Origin of the sequence: Devosia limi DSM 17137, from assembly GCF_900128975.1 — a bacterium.
Taxonomy (GTDB): domain Bacteria; phylum Pseudomonadota; class Alphaproteobacteria; order Rhizobiales; family Devosiaceae; genus Devosia; species Devosia limi.
This window is the reverse complement of record NZ_FQVC01000005.1, coordinates 196,356-214,371: the sequence shown is the minus strand read 5'-3', so window position 1 is coordinate 214,371 and position 18,016 is coordinate 196,356. Positions and strand designations below refer to the sequence as shown.

The following is an 18,016-nucleotide window of genomic DNA, read 5'->3' as shown; positions in this document are numbered from 1 at the left end:
CTATGACCTGAATCTGAGGTCATTCCCGCCTGCGGGAGTGACCTTTTTCATTGCGAGCAGCGGCGCGGCGGCGGATTCCGCTTTCGCCGAAGCCGCTCTCTGGCTATGGAACGCCCCATGTCGCACCAACCACCCAAAACCCTCGACGGACAGCCGCGCGCTTTTTTCGGCCGCCGTTCCGGCAAGAAACTGCATGAAGGCCAGCAGGCGATCTATGACGCCACGCTGCCCGAACTGGAGATCACGCTGGAGGGCCCCCTGGACCCCAAAAGCCTGTTTCCCGATGCCGAGAAACTGATCGTCGAGATCGGCTATGGCGGGGGCGAGCATCTGGCGCTGGAAGCGGGGCGCCACAAGACAGTCGGTTATATCGGCTGCGAGGTGTTCACCGGCGGCATCGGCAAGATGGTGCAGGCGATCAATGCCGGTGGCCTCGACAATATCCGGCTCTATACCGATGACGCGTTGAAGCTGCTGATGGCGCTGCCCGATGCCAGCCTGGATGAGGTTTATCTGCTCTATCCAGATCCCTGGCCCAAGACGCGGCACCACAAGCGCCGTTTCGTGTCGCCGACAACGCTCAAGGAGCTGGCGCGGGTGATCCGGCCGGGCGGGCAGTTTCACTTTGCCACCGATATCGAGGATTACGCCAATTGGACGCTGGCCCATATCCTGCGAGCCCCGGCATTCGCGTTTGCGCCGGAGCGGCCGGGCAGCTGGCATGAACCCTATCCCGGTTGGGAGGCCACGCGCTATGAGCGCAAGGCCCGCCGCGAGGGCCGGATGATCAGCTTCTATTTCAGCTTTACGCGCCAGCAGGACGACAGGGCGAACGCTGCGTAAACCTTGATGGCGCAAGTTTAATCTGGCGACGGATTGGCAGCGGCAGCAGCGCGCCCCATATGGGTGGCTCTACCGTTTGTTCCGAGGCCGCCATGTCCACAATTGCTTTGACCACCGACACGCATGACGACTTGCTGTTGGTGCGACCGGGCAAGTGGACGCTGGTGGTGGTGACGCGGCTGCGCAGCGAGAGGCGGCGCTTCAACGAATTGCGGCGCGAAATTGCCGGCATTTCTCAGAAAACGCTGACCTCGACGCTTCGGGACCTGGAGCGCGATGGCTTTATCCTGCGCACCATGTTTCCCACCATTCCGCCGCGGGTGGATTATGAATTGACCGAACTTGGCCATGAATTGCTGGCGCTGGCGGATAGCTGGCGCCGCTTTGCCGACACGCATCGCCAGGCGGTGCTGTCGGCACGGATCCAGTATGATCAGGGTGGCACGGACGTGGCGATCCATCGGGTCGCCAATTCCTGAGTCTGCAGAACCAGCAAGCCGGTTCCAGGGCGCCGTCGGCAAGGCCGCCGGCGCCTGGTGCAGCACGCCAACCGCTAGAGGCTAACGCGGTTGAGCGAGTCGGGCGCGAAGAACTGCATCACCTGGCTACCGTCTTCCAGGGTTACATAGGCGCGGACCAGACCGCCCCATTGTTCAACGCCGGTCGCGGCAACGCCCTGAGCCTGCAGGCGGGCCAACACCGAGTCTGCCGGCCAGTCGCTGCCAGCCAGATCACTGTTGTCGTATGGAAGGACTGGAGCGGCAAAGGCCGGTACGGTGATGCCGGCAACGCCAGCGACGGCGATAAGGGCGATAAGCGTGTTCTTGATCATTGCGGTGTTCCTTTCGTTTGAACACCCTGGAGATGATCCTGCCCTCCCCGAGTCGCAAGGCACGATATTGCACATATCTGCCCTTGAACTTCGCGCCAGTGTGCCGAGGGTTTTCTCTGGGAAATCAAGGCATTCCGAGGTTCCCGGGTATCCCGGGGGAAACCGGGTATCCAGACTGTGTCCTTTTGCGCGGCGGGCGTTTGCGCCGGTTTGGAACCAAAGGGACCGCCCGGCGTATAGCCATAAAGGAGCGCGCCATGCCCATCAGCGTCAGAATCCTGCAGACCGAATTGATCACGCACAATGTCAGGCACTATCGACTGGAGAAACCGAGAGATTTTCGGTTTGCGCCCGGACAGGCGACGGAAGTGTCGATCGACAAGGATGGCTGGCGGGACCAGAAGCGTCCATTTACCTTCACCTCGCTACAGAGTGATGACACGCTGGAATTCACCATCAAGAGCTATCGCGACCATCCCGGCGTCACCAATGCACTGTGGGGACTGGAAGCCGGCGACAGCCTCTTGCTGCGCGATGTGTGGGGCACCATCCAGTACAAGGGGCCGGGCACCTTCATTGCCGGCGGCGCCGGGGTGACCCCGTTCATCGCCATCCTGCGCGACCTCAATGCCAATGGCGGCCTCGGTGGCAATCGGCTGATTGTTTCCAACAAGACCGAAAAAGACATCATCCTGCGCGATGAGTTCGAGGCGATGGCGGGGCTGGAAACCCTGTGGACCGTCACCGACGATCCCGGCTCCAGCCTGCTGCAGGAGCGGATCAACAGGGAGTTCCTGCGCCAGCACATCAGCGATTTCGGCCAGAATTTCTATCTGTGCGGCCCCGATGCCATGGTCAAGGACCTGCGCGAGGCGCTAGAGACGCTGGGAGCCAGTGTCGACAGCGTGACCTGGGAACGCTGAGCGGGGTCCCTCGAGCACCGGACCGCGCCGCCCTTGCGGCTTGAGCGGTTCGGCGCTATATAGGGGTTCAACATCTCTGGCAATTTGCAGAGTGGGAGCCTCCCGGCCCCGCTCTTTTTTATTATCCAAGGACCGATGAGCTTCGATCTCAAAGAGAAACGCTACATCAAGGAAACCGGGCTCGAGGCGCGGATTTCCGCCATTGTCGAACCGGTAGCCAATGATCTGGGCTATGCGCTGGTACGGGTGAAGGTCACCCAGGAAAACGGCTGCACCTTGCAGATTATGGCCGAGGACGAGAACGGTCGCTTCGCCATTACCGATTGCGAGGCCCTGTCCAAGGACCTCTCGCCCGTGCTCGACGTGGAAGACCCGATCGAGCGCGAATATCATCTCGAAGTCAGCTCCCCCGGCATTGACCGGCCGCTGGTGCGGGCCCGCGATTTCGCCGCTTATCTCGGCCATGAGGCCAAGATCGAGCTGGCCGACATGATCAATGGCCGCAAGCGCTTCCGCGGCGTGATCAAGGCCGTGGACGACGAGGCCGTGACCATTACCCTGCCCGACGCCCCCGCCGAGACGGACCCGGATCACCGCCTGCTGCTGGCCAATCTTGCCGAAGCCAAGCTGGTGATGACCGACGCCCTGATGGACAAGGCCCGGCGCGACCAGGAACTGCATCCCATCGACGACGACGAGACCGAAACGGTCGAAATCGCCGGCACTGAAGACGATACTTTCTCCGAGGAGACACACTAATGGCCGTTAGCGCGAACAGACTCGAGCTGCTGCAGATCGCAGACGCCGTCGCCCGCGAAAAGTCGATCGACCGCATGGTTGTGATCGAAGCCATGCAGGATGCCATGGAAAAGGCCGCCAAGGGCCGGTACGGCGCGGAGACCGAGATCAAGGTCGAGATCAACCCGCGCTCGGGCGAAACCCGCATGTGGCGCCTGCTGGAGATCGTCGATCAGGTCGAAGAGACCAATCGCCAGGTTTCGCTCAAGGACGCGCTGCCAAAGAACCCGACCGCCAAGGTTGGCGACTTCCTGACCGAGCCGCTGCCGCCGATGGAATTCGGCCGCATCGCCGCCCAGTCGGCCAAGCAGGTCATCGTGCAGAAGGTGCGCGATGCCGAGCGTGACCGCATGTATGAGGAATACATCAATCGCATCGGCGAGATCGTCAACGGCACCGTCAAGCGCGTCGAATATGGCAATGTCATCGTCGATCTGGGCCGTGGCGAAGCCATTATCCGCCGCGACGAGCTGATCCCGCGCGAAATGTTCCGCTATGGCGATCGCGTCCGCGCTTATGTCTATGACGTGCGTCGCGAACAGCGCGGCCCGCAGATTTTCCTGTCGCGCACCCATCCGCAGTTCATGGCCAAACTGTTCATGCAGGAAGTGCCCGAAATCTACGATGGCATCATCACCATCCGCTCGATCGCCCGCGATCCGGGCAGCCGCGCCAAGATTGCCGTGACCTCCTCGGATAGCTCAATCGACCCGGTCGGCGCCTGCGTTGGTATGCGTGGTAGCCGTGTGCAGGCCGTGGTGGCCGAGCTGCAGGGCGAAAAGATCGACATCATCCCGTGGACCGACACCATTGCCGACCTCGTGGTTTCGGCACTGCAGCCGGCCGACGTTGCCAAGGTGGTGCTCGACGAGCAGGCCGAGCGCATCGAAGTCGTGGTGCCCGATGAGCAGCTGTCGCTGGCCATTGGCCGTCGTGGCCAGAACGTGCGCCTTGCTTCGCAGCTGATCGGCTGGGATATCGACATCCTCACCGAGCAGGAAGAAAGCGAACGCCGCCAGAAGGAATTCACCGAACGCTCGACGCTGTTCATGAATGCCCTTGACGTTGACGAGATGGTTGCCCAACTATTGGCTTCCGAAGGCTTCTCCTCGGTAGAGGAACTGGCCTATATCGAAGTCAACGAGATCGCGACGATCGAAGGCTTCGACGAGGAAACCGCCTCCGAGATCCAGAATCGCGCCATCGAATACCTGGCCGCCATCGACCGCGCCCATGACGAAGAGCGCAAGGCACTGGGTGTCGAGGACGAACTTTATGAGATCGCCGGCCTTAACGCTGCCATGTTGGTGGCGCTTGGCAAGGAAGGCATCAAGACGATCGAAGACTTTGCCGGCTGCGCCGCTGACGATCTCGTCGGCTGGAGCGAACGCAAGGACGGCGAGACCAAGCGTTTCGAAGGTACGTTCAAGGACTTCCCGGTTAGCCGTGAAGAAGCCGAGGACATGATCGTGCAGGCCCGCATCAAGGCCGGCTGGATCGATGCCGAAGAACTGCCGGCCGAGGACAGCGAAGGCACTGTCGAGGAAGAGGAAGCGGTCTGAGCCGTTGGGAGCGGGGGCTGAACCATGGCCCGGCGTGAAGAAACGGTTCGAATGTGCGCCCTCACCCGAGAGGAAAAGCCGGTCGCGGAGCTCATTCGCTTCGTGCTCGGCCCCGACGGGGTGCTGGTGCCCGACACCGAGGCGAAAGCCGAAGGTCGGGGCGTGTGGATCACCCTCGGCCGCCAGGCGGTGGCCGACGCAGTCAAGAAGAAAGTGTTCGGGCGGAGCCTCAAGACCGAGGTAACACTGCCCGAAGACCTTCCAGGCCTGACCGGCCAGCGGCTTGAGCAGCGATTCCTGGCGGCGCTAGGCATGGCCCGCAAGGCTGGACAGTTTACATATGGAGCGACCAAGGTTCGGGCGCTTCTCGAGAAGGGCGACCTGATTGCCCTGATCACTGCGACTGACGCCTCGCCCGATGGGCGCAGCAAGATGGTCGGCCCATTAAAGGCCCTGCATCACGCGGCGCGCGAAGACGGCGTTGAGGGCTTTGAGATCCCCCATTTCGAATTGCTCAGTTCTGAGCAATTGGGTTTGGCACTTGGGCTCGAAAATGTGATACATGCTGCGCTCACAAGAGGGGCTGCAGCCCAAGCGGCACTGGAAAAGGCTAAGAGACTAGCCCGATACAGCGCCAATCCAGGACAAGACGACACCGACCGCCCCGCGGCCGACGGTGATGTTTTGCCAGACGTTTGAGACGAGAGACGCGAGATACATGGCTGATAACGACGACAAGCGCACCGACGATACCTCAGGCGCTGGCGGCAAAAAGACGCTGACATTGAAGGCCGGGCCGGGCGTCGGCAATCGGCCCGGCGTGTCGCGCACGTCGCGCACCGTGGTCGTCGAGAAGCGTACACGGCGCGTCCCGACACCGGGCGCTCCCAGTGGCCAGCCCCAGCGTCCGCAATCGGCGCCGGGATCATCACAGGGCCAACGCCCGCCGCAGAGCCGTCCAGCTCAGCAGCAGCGCCCCGCACAGGGTCTTTCAGCCGCCGAGGCTGAAGCCCGCCGCGCCGTGCTGCGCGAGGCTGGTGCCCGCGCTGCCGAGGATCAGGCCCGCTTCGCGGCCGAAGAGGCACGCCGTATCGAAGACGATGCGCGCCGCCGCCAGATTCGCGAAGAAGCCGCCCGCGCCGAAGAAGAGCGCCGCCAGGCCGCCAATGAGCCAGCCCCGGTTGAAGCACCCGCGGCCCCGGCGCCCGCTGCTCCGGTTGCAGAGGCAGCACCTGCCGCGCCAACTGCACGGGAAGCCGCTGCACCAGCGGCTCGCGAAGCCGCCCCGACAATTCCGGCATCGCAGCGCAATCCTGGCCCGTCGAGCGTGCGTGTGGTTGCCGGCCGTCCCGGTCAGCCGCCGCGCCAGGTATCGACCCGCCCGGCCAGCGAACGCCCCAATCCCAATGCCCGTCCGGCCAGCGAACGCGGCGCCGGCGCCGCTCTGCGTCCGTCCGGCACTGCAACCCGTCCGGCCGGCGAACGCCGCCCGGCCGGCGCCGGCATGGCACCGATCGGCAATGTGCCGCCAGCACCGCCGAGCGAAGCCGATGGTCGCAAGATCCGCACCGGCGCACCGACCACACGTCCGACCACCGAGGCCGAACTCGAGAATGCGCGCCGCGCGTCCCGGGCAGCCCCCGAGCGTCCGGCACGTCGTGGCGATGAAGCCAATGCCCGCGCCCGCCTGACTGTCACCAATGCTGGTGTCGAAGGCGATCGCGACAAGGGTCCGTCGCTGGCAGCCATGCGCCGTCGTCGCGACAAGAAGATGGGCCGCAACCAGCAGGCGGCGCCCAAGCTCAGCCGCGAAGTCATCATTCCCGAGGCGATCACCGTCCAGGAACTGGCCAACCGTATGGCCGAACGCTCCGTCACCGTCATCAAGATGCTGATGCAGCAGGGCACGATGGCGACCATCAATGATGTGATCGACGCCGATACCGCCGAACTGATCGCCACCGAGCTGGGCCACACGGTCAAGCGCGTCAGCGACGCCGACGTGGAAGAAGGCCTCTATGACATCCCGGCGGACGACAAGGCCGAGGATCTGACCGATCGTGCACCGGTTGTGACCATTATGGGTCACGTCGACCACGGCAAGACCTCGCTGCTTGACGCCATCCGCAACGCCAATGTGGTGTCGGGCGAAGCCGGTGGCATCACCCAGCATATCGGCGCCTATCAGGTCGAAAAGAACGGTGCCAAGATCACCTTCCTCGATACTCCGGGCCACGAGGCGTTCACCGCCATGCGTGCCCGCGGTGCCCAGGCAACCGATATCGCCATCCTCGTGGTGGCGGCAGACGACAGCGTGATGCCGCAGACGATTGAATCGATCAAGCATGCCAAGGCTGCTGGCGTTCCGATCATCGTGGCCATCACCAAGATGGACAAGCCCTCTGCCGATCCGCAGAAGGTGCGTACCGAACTGCTGCAGCACGAAGTGTTCGTGGAAACCATGGGCGGCGACGTGCTCGATGTGGAAGTCTCCGCCAAGACTGGCGCTGGCCTCGACAAGCTGCTCGAAACCATCCTGCTGCAGGCCGAAGTGCTCGAGCTCAAGGTGGCCCGCGATGGTCGTGCCGAAGGCCTCGTCATCGAAGCCAAGCTGGATCGCGGTCGCGGCGCTGTCGCAACCGTCCTCGTGCAGCGCGGCACCCTGGCCATTGGCGACATCCTCGTCGCCGGAACCGAGTTTGCCCGCGTGCGTGCGCTGATCAACGATCAGGGCGAGCAGGTCAAATCGGCCGGTCCGTCCGTTCCGGTGGAAGTGCTCGGCTTTACCGGCGTGCCCAATGCCGGCGACCGCTTCTCGGTGGTCGAAAGCGAAGCGCGGGCGCGTGAAGTGACCGAATACCGTCAGCGCGCCATCCGCGAGAAGACAGCTGGCGGCGGCGCCACCAGCCTCGAGCAGATGATGAACCAGCTCAAGGCCTCGGGCATCGCCAAGTTCCCGCTGATCATCAAGGGCGACGTGCAGGGTTCGGTGGAAGCCATCACCGCTTCGCTGAACAAGCTCTCCACCGAGGAAGTCTCGGCGCAGATCCTGATGGCGGCCGTGGGCGGGATCACCGAATCGGACGTGACCCTGGCGGCGGCTTCCAATGCCATCGTCATCGGCTTCAACGTCCGTGCCAACAAGCAGGCCACCGATCTGGCGACCCGCGACGGCATCGAAATCCGCTACTACAACATCATCTACGACCTCGTGGATGACGTGAAGGCAGCGATGTCGGGCCTCTTGAAGCCAGAACGCCGCGAAACCTTCATCGGCAACGCGGAAATCCTGGAAGTCTTCCAGATCACCAAGGTCGGCAAGGTTGCCGGCTGCCGGGTCACCGAAGGCATGGTCGAGCGCGGCGCCGGCGTGCGTCTTATCCGCGACAACGTCGTGGTGCACGAAGGCAAGCTGTCGACGCTCAAGCGCTTCAAGGACGAAGTCAAGGAAGTCCAGACCGGCCAGGAATGCGGCATGGCCTTCGAGAAGTACGAAGACATGCGCGCTGGCGACGTCATCGAATGCTTCCGCGTCGAGACCGTGCAGCGCACGCTGTAAGCGACACGACACAGAAATTGGAAAGGGCGCGGTGCAAACCGCGCCCTTTTTGCTTGGGAAAGAACGCGCAGGCAGGCCGCCGGAGCGGCGAAACGGCGTGCAGGACCTCAAGCCCCGGGCCCGTCCCGGCACCGCCTCCATGGCGCCGGGACAGGCGCGCCGTTGCCGCTCGCACATGGGCAAAAGAAAAGGCGCAGCCACACGGGACTGCGCCTTTGATATTGCTGGACCGCTTGCGTGAAAACGGCAATTCCCGGTTCGGGGACTACGGTTAAATCCGAAACGAGGATTCCCGCTTTCGCGAAAACGGCCTGGGCAGAGCCTAGCTGATCACCACCACCTTGGTGCCGCTATTGACGCGGCTATACAGGTCGATGATGTCCTGGTTCATCAGGCGGATGCAGCCCGACGACACATTGGTGCCGATCGTATAGGGCTCGACGGTGCCATGCAGGCGGAAATAGGTATCGCGGCCGCCCTTGTAAAGGTAGAGCGCGCGCGGACCAAGCGGATTGGCCGGGCCACCGGGCAGACCCGAGGCATAGGGGCCATAACGCTCGGGCTCACGGCGTATCATATTGGCCGTGGGGGTCCAGGTCGGCCACGCCGCCTTGCGACCGATGGTGGCGGTCCCCTTGAATTGCAGCGCCTCATCCTTGCCGACGCCGACACCATAGCGCAACGCGATACCGTCCTGCTGCACCAGATAGAGGTGACGGGCCTGGGTATCGACAATGATCGTACCGGGACGCTCGGTGGTGGAATATTCCACTTCCTGGCGCCACCATCTCGGATCGACGCGGCGCAGGTCGACAGCAGCCACCGGATGGGGCTCGCCGAGCACCGGGCCATACATGGCAACATAACGCGGATCCAGCCGCGGCTCGGCCGGAACGCGGCCTCGGCCGGAAGTGGTACAGGCGGCAAGGGCCAGTGGCAGGCCGATCATGAAAAGGCGGCGGCTGATCAAAGGGTCGATCCTCAGGTGAGCAAAAGCGCGTCTTACCAATGCCCTATGCCCGGTCGGGGTTGGTTGTCGAGTGCAGGAAAGCCTCACTGGCGCAACGGTCGGCAGTGCGGCGGGTTCCTCGCGCGGAAGTGATGGGATTCTCAGTGTTGCCCAGCAGCAACAAAAGCGAGGGGCCCGGATCGATGGATCCGGGCCCCACAATTGTGCAGGCCTTGCGGCTTACTCGGCGGCGGCTTCGCCCTGGGCGATTTCCTTGCCGGTCGCCTGGTCGACGATCTTCATCGACAGGCGGACCTTGCCGCGCTCGTCAAAGCCCAGCAGCTTGACCCAGACCTTGTCGCCTTCCTTGACCACGTCGGTGGTCTTGGCAACGCGCTGATCGGCCAGCTGGGAGATGTGCACGAGGCCATCCTTGGCGCCGAAGAAATTCACGAACGCGCCGAAATCGGCGGTCTTGACCACGGTGCCCTGATAGATGGCGCCGACTTCAGCTTCGTCGGTGATCGAGCGGATCCACTTGATGGCCGCTTCGATCTGCGCGCCGTCCGAGGACGAGATCTTGATGGTACCATCATCTTCGATGTTGATCTTGGCGCCGGTCTTTTCGACGATCTCGCGGATCACCTTGCCGCCGGTGCCGATCACTTCACGGATCTTGTCGGTCGGGATCTTCATGGTCTCGATGCGCGGCGCGAATTCGCCCACTTCCGAACGCGATGCGGTCAGAGCCTTGGCCATTTCGCCCAGGATGTGGATACGGCCGCCCTTGGCCTGCTCGAGCGCGATCTGCATGATCTGCTCGGTGATGCCAGCGATCTTGATGTCCATCTGCAGCGAGGTCACGCCTTCTTCGGTGCCTGCCACCTTGAAGTCCATGTCGCCGAGGTGATCTTCATCACCCAGGATGTCGCTGAGGACAGCGAACTTTTCGCCTTCCAGGATCAGGCCCATGGCGATACCCGCCACCGGACGCTTCATCGGCACGCCGGCATCCATCAGAGCCAGCGAGGTGCCGCACACGGTTGCCATCGAGGACGAGCCATTGGACTCGGTGATCTCGGAGACGACGCGGATGGTGTAGGGGAATTCTTCCACCGACGGACGGATCGGGTTGATCGCGCGCCAGGCCAGCTTGCCATGGCCGATTTCGCGACGACCCGGGGAGCCCATGCGACCGGCTTCACCGACCGAGTATGGAGGGAAGTTGTAATGCAGCAGGAAGTTCTGCTTGTAGGTGCCTTCGAGCGAGTCGATATACTGCTCGTCATCGCCGGTACCAAGGGTGGCAACGACCAGCGCCTGGGTTTCGCCACGGGTGAAGATGGCCGAACCGTGGGTACGGGGCAGGACGCCGACTTCCGAGACGATCGGGCGGACGGTAACGAGGTCACGGCCGTCGATGCGCAGACCGGTATCGAGCACGTTCCAGCGCACGACCTTGGCCTGCAGCGACTTGAATACAGCGCCGATTTCTTCGGGCGAATAGGTGCCAGCTTCGATCTGGGGCGCGAAGTGTGCCTTGACCTTGGCCTTGGCAGCGTCGACAGCGTCGTAGCGCTCTTCCTTCTTGGTGAGCTTGTAAGCTGCGCGCAGCTCGGTCTCGATGAAGGCCAGCATTTCAGCTTCGAGGGCGGAATGGTCTTCCGGCTCGAAATCGCGGGCGTCCTTGGCAGCCAGTTCGGCCAGCTTGATGATTGCGTCGATTACCTTGCGGCTTTCGGCATGGCCAAACATCACGGCGCCGAGCATGACTTCCTCGGAAAGCTCCTGCGCTTCCGATTCAACCATCAGCACGGCATCGGCAGTGCCGGCCATGACCAGGTCGAGCTTGCTGTCGGCGCGACGGTCGACCGGTAGGTTCAGCACATATTCGCCATCGACGTAGCCGACGCGGGCAGCGCCGATCGGGCCCATGAAGGGCACGCCCGAAATGGTCAGGGCAGCCGAGGCTGCGACCATGGCGAGCACATCCGGATTGTTTTCCATATCGTGCTGCAGAACGGTGATGACCACCTGGGTCTCGTTCTTGTAGCCTTCGGGGAAAAGCGGGCGGATCGGACGGTCGATCAGGCGAGACGTCAGGGTCTCGTTCTCGGTCGGACGGCCTTCGCGCTTGAAATAGCCGCCCGGAATCTTGCCGGCGGCGAAGTATTTTTCCTGGTAGTTGACGGTCAGCGGGAAGAAGTCGATGCCCGGCTTGGGCGACTTGGCCGACACAACGGTGGCCAGCAGCACGGTTTCCCCGAGGGTGGCGAGCACGGCGCCATCGGCCTGACGGGCAATCTTGCCGGTCTCCAGCGTCAGCGGCTGGCCGCCCCAGTTGAGCTCTACCTTGTGGTGATCAAACATGTTTGGTCTTTCCATCTGGCTGAAAGGCCCGGAACACGGAGCGCAGAATCCGCGCGGCGCTTTCAGTGTGCCCGCACCCGTCGCGCACCCCATGTGCGGTTCAGGCTCAAAATCAGGCACTGTTTCGGTCTGGCGAAGACGAAACATGGGCAAGACAACAAGACGCTCCGAATCTCCCGGGCGCGCGATCCGTGGAAAAGCGAGGCTCTTCCGGACCACATTCGGGGTCGGGTGCCTCACGGGATCAAAACCAAAACCTGATTTTGCGAGCGTGAGGCGGGGGAGCGGCCAATAATCCTGCCATGCTCCGGCTTATCGCCGGTCTACGCTTTCCGCCCGTCCCAATTGTGGGGTGGGGCGAAGGTGGATGCGGGGCACGCCCCGCATCCACAATTCAAAGCCGCATCGCTTAGCGACGCAGGCCGAGCTTTTCGATCAAGGTCTTGTAACGGGACTCGTCGACCTTCTTGACGTAGTCAAGCAGGCTGCGACGGGTGGAAACAAGCTTGAGCAGGCCGCGGCGGGAATGGTTATCCTTGGCGTGACCCTTGAAGTGCTCGGTGAGGTTGGCAATGCGTTCCGACAGGATCGCAACCTGGACCTCGGGCGAACCCGTATCATTTGGCTTGATTGCGTATTCCTGGATCAGAGCGGTCTTGCGCTCAGCAGTGATCGACATCGGACATATCCCTTTCGAAGGAGGATTGTGGTCGCCCCAGCCGGGATGTCGTCCAGGAGGGGCCGTGAAAGCCCGGGCCCGAAGGTCCAAAGCTGGCCTGCATATAGTCCAAACGGGCCGCCAATGCCAGAATTTATTGATTCTGCCTCAGTCGTCTCCGGGATCGCCCTCAAGGCCATCGGGGGAGGCAGCAGCGAAGGCGGGATCAATGGCGGCCAGCGGAATGACGAAACGCCATTCGATGCCGTCATCATGCAGCAGGCGTTCGACCTTGGCGCCGAGGGCCGCTCCGACCATGGAATGGATGACGGTGGTGCCAAAGCCCTTGCTGTCGCTGGGGGCGGGGGCATTGGCGCAGACCTCGCGCCAGACCAGGTCAAGCTGGTCACCGGCAATCGACCAGCGCACCGACAGCGTGCCGCTATCCTCGGCGAAGGCGCCATATTTGACCGCATTGGTGGACAGCTCATGCAGGGCCATGCCCAGGGTCTGGGCGGCCTGAGCATTGAGCCGGATCGAGGGACCTTCGATGTGGACGCGGCGGGCTTCGTCGGCAGGGCTGAACGGGGCGAGCTGGTGGGCGACCAGTTCGTTGAGCCCGACGCCGGCCCGGCCATGGGCCAGCAGCAGATCGGTGGAGCGGGCCAGCCCATGAATGCGCCGCTCGAAGCTCTGCACATAGCTGGTGACGTCGGTGGCGCCACGCGCTGACTGTTTGGCCATGGCCGAAATCACGGTCATCTGGTTCTTGGAGCGATGCGCCAGTTCGCGCATCAGGAAACGGACGTCGCGCTCCGCCGCCTGGCGCTGCTCGGAGGCACGCGCCAGGGCCTGGCTGACTTCGGCCAGTTCGGCAACCGGATAGGATTTGGCTTCGACCGGCTCGCCGCGCCCCAGCCGATTGGCGTCGCGGCGCAGGCCACGCACCGAACTGGCAATACGCTGCGCAAAGAAGAAGGCAACAGTACCGGCGGCAATGGCGATGATGACACCCCAGGCGCCCAGCCACAAAATGCTCTCTTCGAGCGGGCGGTCCACTGCCGAGGCAGCTGCCCAGGCGACGACGCGCCAGCCCGCCGTGCTCGCGGCACGCTCGGCGGTGACCATAGCCTCGCCATTGAGGACCTGACGCTGCCAGGTCGGCGAAGTCAGGTCCTGCTGAAAGGGCAGCATGTCCAGCACCTGGCCGGGCTGTACCCCTGCATCGAGGGTGGCGGCGATAACGACATTGGCGCCATCAACCAGCGCCGCATGCCAGCCAGGCGGCAATTGCCGCGATTGCAGCGCGGCGGTCAGATTGGCAGCGTCCTGGGTGAGAACCAGCAGGACGGTGCCGCTATCGTTTTGCGGCGTCGGCAGCAGCACGTTGAACACCCAGCGCTGGGCGATCTTGCCAAAGAACAGCTCGGAGACCGTCGGGACGCCCAGTTCCAGTGCTTTGCGCGCGCTTTCTGGATTGGAGGTCGGCCCGAGCTCTTCCCCAAAGGGCAGGCGGGTATTGAATTGCTGGTTGAAATCGGCGTCGAGCCCGATGAGATAGGCGCCGGTGCCGGCCAATGCGATAAGCGCGCGATCATGAAATCCGGCAAGTCCGCCCGAATGGGTGGTTGAGAGCACACGCAGCGTGGTGATCATGCCCGAGACTTCGCGATCGACCGTCTGCACCATGGCCTGCACGGTGGCATTGGTGAGCGACCGCACCACCTCTTCCTGGGCCTGATTGGTGCGCTGCAGCAGGACCAGCGAAACGATCAACGCCGGCACCAGGATGACCAGCACCAGTGCGAAGAGGTAAAAGGCCACCGGTTGACCCGAGCGGGCCGTTTTCGCTGGGGTCGCGACGACCTCGGGTTGCGCCATGCGTGTCCGCTCCGCGGCCAGAATGGTTTTCGTCAAATCGCTGCCGCAACCTGACCATAGACGGATCAAGTGCTTGGGTGGAAGCACCCGCCGCAAACAATGACGTCGCCGCCAATGTTACGCGGCCGGACAATCAGTATTTGGCGCTGGAATCGCTGGCAGGAAAGCTCTCATCCACCGCTTCGTCCTGTGCGTCCCAGTCCTTGGGTTTGTCGGCAAGGGCGTCCTTGCCGGCATTGCGCACCTGAATGGGCGCATCCTTGGGACCGGGCTTCTTGCCGTCCTTCATGGCGGCGGCAGAGTCAGTTTTGGGCTTGGGCTTGGTCTTGTCGGTCGTGGTCATGACGATCTCCCCTTGGGTTCGAGGGTAAAACCCCGCCGGAGCGCAGAGGTTGCAGCGGCGCTTTGAGTCTTGTCGCGTCCTCTGGTAAAGAGCGCGCATGACCGAGATGCGCCAGAATACCAAGAAGCTCTTCATCAAGACCTATGGTTGCCAGATGAATGTCTATGACAGCGACCGCATGGCGGATGCGCTGGCGCCGCACGGCTATGAGCCGACGGCCGACATTGCCATGGCCGACCTGGTGCTGCTCAATACCTGCCACATCCGCGAAAAGGCCTCCGAGAAGGTGTTTTCCGAGTTGGGGCGGCTCAAGGAATTGCAGAGCGAACGCCGCGCCGGTGGGGCCGATCTGATGATCGGGGTGGCCGGCTGCGTGGCGCAGGCGGAGGGCGAGGAAATCGCCCGCCGTGCGCCGGTCGTCGACATGGTGTTCGGCCCGCAGGCCTATCACAAGCTGCCCGACATGCTGGCCAAGGCGGAAGCCCAGCGCCATATGCATCCTTCGCTCAAGCGCGCGGTGATCGATACCGACTTCCCCGAAGAGGACAAGTTCGACCACCTGCCGGCGGCCAAGAAGGAAGTCACCATAAGGCGTGGGCTGACCGCGTTCCTGACGGTGCAGGAAGGCTGCGATAAATTCTGCAGCTTCTGCGTGGTGCCCTATACGCGCGGCGCCGAGGTCAGCCGCCCGGTGCGGCAGGTGCTGGCGGAAGCACGCGGGCTGGTCGAAGGCGGGGTCAAGGAAATCACGCTGCTGGGCCAGAACGTCAACGCCTATCACGGTGTCGATGAGGCCGGGCGCACGGTGGGACTGGGCGAATTGGCCTATCTCCTCGCCGGGATCGAAGGGCTGGAGCGGCTGCGCTACACCACCAGCCATCCCCGCGACATGGACGATGCGCTGATCGAAGCCCACCGCGATCTCGATATCCTGATGCCCTATCTGCACCTGCCGGTGCAGTCGGGCTCGGACCGCATTCTCAAGGCGATGAACCGCCGCCATACCGGGGCCGAATATCTCAAGGTGATCGAGCGCATCAAGGCCGCGCGGCCGGACATGGCGCTATCGGGCGATTTCATCGTCGGCTTCCCCGGCGAGACCGACCAGGATTTCGAGGACACGCTCAAGATCATCGCCGATGTGGGCTATGCCTCGGCCTATTCGTTCAAATATTCGACCCGTCCGGGCACTCCAGGCGCCAATCTGGGCGATCAGGTCGCCGAAGAGGTCAAGTCGGAACGCCTGTGGCGGCTGCAGGACCTGGTCAATGCGCAGACCACCGCCTTCCACGCCAGCTGCGTCGGCAAGACGCTGCCGGTGCTGATCGAACGGCCGGGCCGCATGGCCGGGCAGGTGGGCGGCCGCTCGCCCTATCTGCAGGCTGTGCATCTGGATGGCTCGACCGATCTGATCGGGGCAATCCATCAGGTGGAGATCATCGGGACATCAACCAATTCGCTGGTTGGCCGGCTGAAGGTGGCGGTCGCCGCGTGAGGGTGGCAATGGTCAGGCACGGCTTTAGGTACACTCCTCCGCCGTCCGAGCCTGCCGCCGAGCCATTCGCGCATAGCTCTCATGGCCTCCACCCCTGAAAACGCTCCACCGGAGCGTTTGTGCCGCCTTGCGGCCGGGCTGGAGCGTCACAATATTGCTACAGACATTGGACCCAAATCGTCCTAGCCTCGTTATCACCTCGCGGCGCAAGCCCGCGCCGCCCCTCCGGGAGCCACACCAGTTTGAGCAGGCACTTGTCACCGACCGCAGACAACGCACTCGCATCCCAACTCGAACTCGCTTTTGAAGATAATCGCCTCGCGGCCCAGCTGTATGGCGATTTCGACCAGAACCTGGCGCTGATCGAACAGCGCCTGAAGGTATCGGCAACGCCGCGCGGCAATCATGTGTTGCTCAAGGGCGGCGCCACGTCGGTCGACCAGGCCCGCCGTGTCCTCGAATCACTCTATGGCCTGCTCGAGGAAGGGCGCAGCGTCGACATTTCCGATGTCGACGGCGTCATCCGCATGATCGAGACCGAAGACAGCCAGCTGACCCTGCCGACGCTGGAGCGCAAGGGCAAGGTGCGGATGGCCCAGATCGCCACCCGCAAATCCACTGTTGTCGCCCGCTCACCCGCCCAGGACGCCTATATGCGCGCCATGGAACGGAGCGAGCTGGTGTTCGGGGTCGGCCCGGCCGGTACCGGCAAGACCTATCTGGCGGTGGCGCATGCTGCGTCATTGCTGGAGCGTGGCGATATCAACCGTATCATCCTGTCGCGCCCGGCTGTCGAGGCGGGCGAGCGCCTGGGCTTCCTGCCCGGCGACATGAAGGAAAAGGTCGATCCCTATCTGCGCCCGCTCTATGACGCGCTTTACGACATGATGAAGCCGGAAAATGTCGAGCGCTGCCTGACCTCGGGCATTATCGAAGTGGCGCCGCTGGCCTTCATGCGTGGCCGCACGCTCGCCAATGCGGTGGTGATTCTCGACGAAGCGCAGAACACCACTTCGATGCAGATGAAAATGTTCCTGACCCGCCTGGGCGAGAACTCCAAGATGATCGTTACCGGCGATCCGACCCAGGTCGACTTGCCGCGCGGCGAGAAATCCGGGCTGGTGGAGGCCGTCGGTCTGCTCGATGGCGTGGAAGGCGTGCACATCTCGCGCTTTTCCGACAAGGACGTGGTACGTCACGCGCTGGTCGGGCGGATCGTGCGGGCTTACGAGGCCGACACGACCCGCAAGGCCCAGGAAAAGCTCGCCGAAGGAATTACACGCTGACGTCGCTACCACTGGAAATAGCCATTATCCGCAATGACGACGATTGGCCGGAGGATATCGATCCTCTGGCCGAGCGCGCGGTGCTGGAAGCGCTCAGGCAGAGCAAGGCCAAGGTCAAGGGCGCAGCCGAGCTGTCGATCCTTTTGACCAATGACGAAGAGCAGCACGAGCTTAACAAGCAATGGCGGGGCAAGGACAGCTCCACCAATGTATTGAGCTTCCCGCAGATCGAGCCGTTTGGCCCGGTGATGGGGATTTTGGGCGATATCACCATGGCGCGTGAAACGCTGGTGCGTGAAGCCGATGATCTGGGCAAGAGTTTTGCCGATCACTTTAGCCATTTGGTCGTGCATGGCTTTCTGCATATATTGGGTTATGATCATATCGATGAGGCCGAAGCCCTTCAAATGGAGAGCCTTGAAACCCGGATATTGGCGAGCTTGGGGATCGATGACCCCTACGCCGATTAGGTCAGGACGCTAATCCTGTGCCACACTATCCGCGGGACAGGTTCCTG

At 63.0% G+C, this 18,016-nt stretch carries 16 protein-coding genes; 10 read left to right on the top strand and 6 right to left on the bottom strand.

Going from position 1 to position 18,016, the window contains the following annotated elements; genetic code table 11:
* The first annotated feature begins 117 nt into the window (after positions 1-117).
* Positions 118-843, top strand: a complete 726-nt coding sequence (gene trmB / locus BUA69_RS10195; protein ID WP_046137163.1) for a tRNA (guanosine(46)-N7)-methyltransferase TrmB — start codon at positions 118-120, stop codon at positions 841-843.
* Between the two features lie 92 nt (positions 844-935).
* Positions 936-1,322: a winged helix-turn-helix transcriptional regulator gene (locus BUA69_RS10190; protein WP_046137306.1), complete on the top strand. Its 387-nt coding sequence runs from the start codon at positions 936-938 to the stop codon at positions 1,320-1,322.
* A 74-nt stretch (positions 1,323-1,396) separates the two neighbouring features.
* On the opposite strand, the gene BUA69_RS10185 is transcribed toward BUA69_RS10190, so the two are convergent.
* Positions 1,397-1,675 (bottom strand): hypothetical protein, encoded by a 279-nt coding sequence (locus BUA69_RS10185; RefSeq protein WP_046137164.1) that lies wholly within the window; start codon positions 1,673-1,675, stop codon positions 1,397-1,399.
* 257 nt (positions 1,676-1,932) lie between these two features.
* On the opposite strand from BUA69_RS10185, the gene BUA69_RS10180 reads away from it, so the two are divergent.
* The 5 genes from BUA69_RS10180 to infB all read left to right on the top strand — a co-directional run bounded on the left by BUA69_RS10180 (position 1,933) and on the right by infB (position 8,517).
* Positions 1,933-2,598, top strand: a complete 666-nt coding sequence (locus tag BUA69_RS10180) for an FAD-binding oxidoreductase (RefSeq protein WP_046137165.1) — start codon at positions 1,933-1,935, stop codon at positions 2,596-2,598.
* A 135-nt stretch (positions 2,599-2,733) separates the two neighbouring features.
* Positions 2,734-3,357: a ribosome maturation factor RimP gene (rimP, locus tag BUA69_RS10175; protein WP_046137166.1), complete on the top strand. Its 624-nt coding sequence runs from the start codon at positions 2,734-2,736 to the stop codon at positions 3,355-3,357.
* A complete protein-coding gene (gene nusA, locus BUA69_RS10170; RefSeq protein ID WP_046137167.1) occupies positions 3,357-4,958 on the top strand; it encodes a transcription termination factor NusA in 1,602 nt (533 codons plus the stop codon). Before rimP ends, nusA begins: the two co-directional genes overlap by 1 nt.
* A 24-nt stretch (positions 4,959-4,982) precedes the next feature.
* The gene (locus BUA69_RS10165; protein WP_046137168.1) at positions 4,983-5,657 is read left to right on the top strand and encodes an RNA-binding protein; all 675 of its coding nucleotides are present in this window, start codon (positions 4,983-4,985) and stop codon (positions 5,655-5,657) included.
* A gap of 19 nt (positions 5,658-5,676) precedes the next feature.
* On the top strand, positions 5,677-8,517 hold the full coding sequence (gene infB, locus BUA69_RS10160) for a translation initiation factor IF-2 (RefSeq protein WP_046137169.1): 2,841 nt from the start codon (positions 5,677-5,679) through the stop codon (positions 8,515-8,517).
* 322 nt (positions 8,518-8,839) lie between these two features.
* Here infB and BUA69_RS10155 read toward each other — a convergent pair whose 3' ends face one another.
* The 5 genes from BUA69_RS10155 to BUA69_RS10135 all read right to left on the bottom strand — a co-directional run bounded on the left by BUA69_RS10155 (position 8,840) and on the right by BUA69_RS10135 (position 14,718).
* The gene (locus tag BUA69_RS10155; protein ID WP_046137307.1) at positions 8,840-9,466 is read right to left on the bottom strand and encodes a L,D-transpeptidase; all 627 of its coding nucleotides are present in this window, start codon (positions 9,464-9,466) and stop codon (positions 8,840-8,842) included.
* A 240-nt stretch (positions 9,467-9,706) separates the two neighbouring features.
* The gene (gene pnp, locus BUA69_RS10150) at positions 9,707-11,836 is read right to left on the bottom strand and encodes a polyribonucleotide nucleotidyltransferase (RefSeq protein ID WP_046137170.1); all 2,130 of its coding nucleotides are present in this window, start codon (positions 11,834-11,836) and stop codon (positions 9,707-9,709) included.
* Positions 11,837-12,245: 409 nt separating this feature from the next.
* Positions 12,246-12,515, bottom strand: coding sequence for a 30S ribosomal protein S15 (rpsO, locus tag BUA69_RS10145; RefSeq protein ID WP_046137171.1), 270 nt, complete (start codon positions 12,513-12,515; stop codon positions 12,246-12,248).
* A gap of 147 nt (positions 12,516-12,662) precedes the next feature.
* On the bottom strand, positions 12,663-14,375 hold the full coding sequence (locus tag BUA69_RS10140) for a sensor histidine kinase (RefSeq protein WP_046137172.1): 1,713 nt from the start codon (positions 14,373-14,375) through the stop codon (positions 12,663-12,665).
* A gap of 133 nt (positions 14,376-14,508) precedes the next feature.
* Positions 14,509-14,718 carry a hypothetical protein gene (locus tag BUA69_RS10135; RefSeq protein WP_046137173.1) on the bottom strand — a complete coding sequence of 70 codons (210 nt, stop codon included), beginning with the start codon at positions 14,716-14,718 and terminating at the stop codon, positions 14,509-14,511.
* A gap of 97 nt (positions 14,719-14,815) precedes the next feature.
* Here BUA69_RS10135 and miaB point away from each other — a divergent pair, with 97 nt between their 5' ends.
* The 3 genes from miaB to ybeY all read left to right on the top strand — a co-directional run bounded on the left by miaB (position 14,816) and on the right by ybeY (position 17,969).
* Positions 14,816-16,213, top strand: a complete 1,398-nt coding sequence (gene miaB, locus BUA69_RS10130; RefSeq protein WP_046137174.1) for a tRNA (N6-isopentenyl adenosine(37)-C2)-methylthiotransferase MiaB — start codon at positions 14,816-14,818, stop codon at positions 16,211-16,213.
* 254 nt (positions 16,214-16,467) lie between these two features.
* Complete coding sequence (locus BUA69_RS10125; RefSeq protein ID WP_425283971.1) at positions 16,468-17,499, top strand: PhoH family protein; 1,032 nt, start codon at positions 16,468-16,470, stop codon at positions 17,497-17,499.
* A complete protein-coding gene (ybeY, locus tag BUA69_RS10120) occupies positions 17,496-17,969 on the top strand; it encodes an rRNA maturation RNase YbeY (RefSeq protein WP_046137176.1) in 474 nt (157 codons plus the stop codon). The genes BUA69_RS10125 and ybeY overlap by 4 nt, the downstream gene beginning before the upstream one ends.
* Positions 17,970-18,016: the final 47 nt, after the last annotated feature.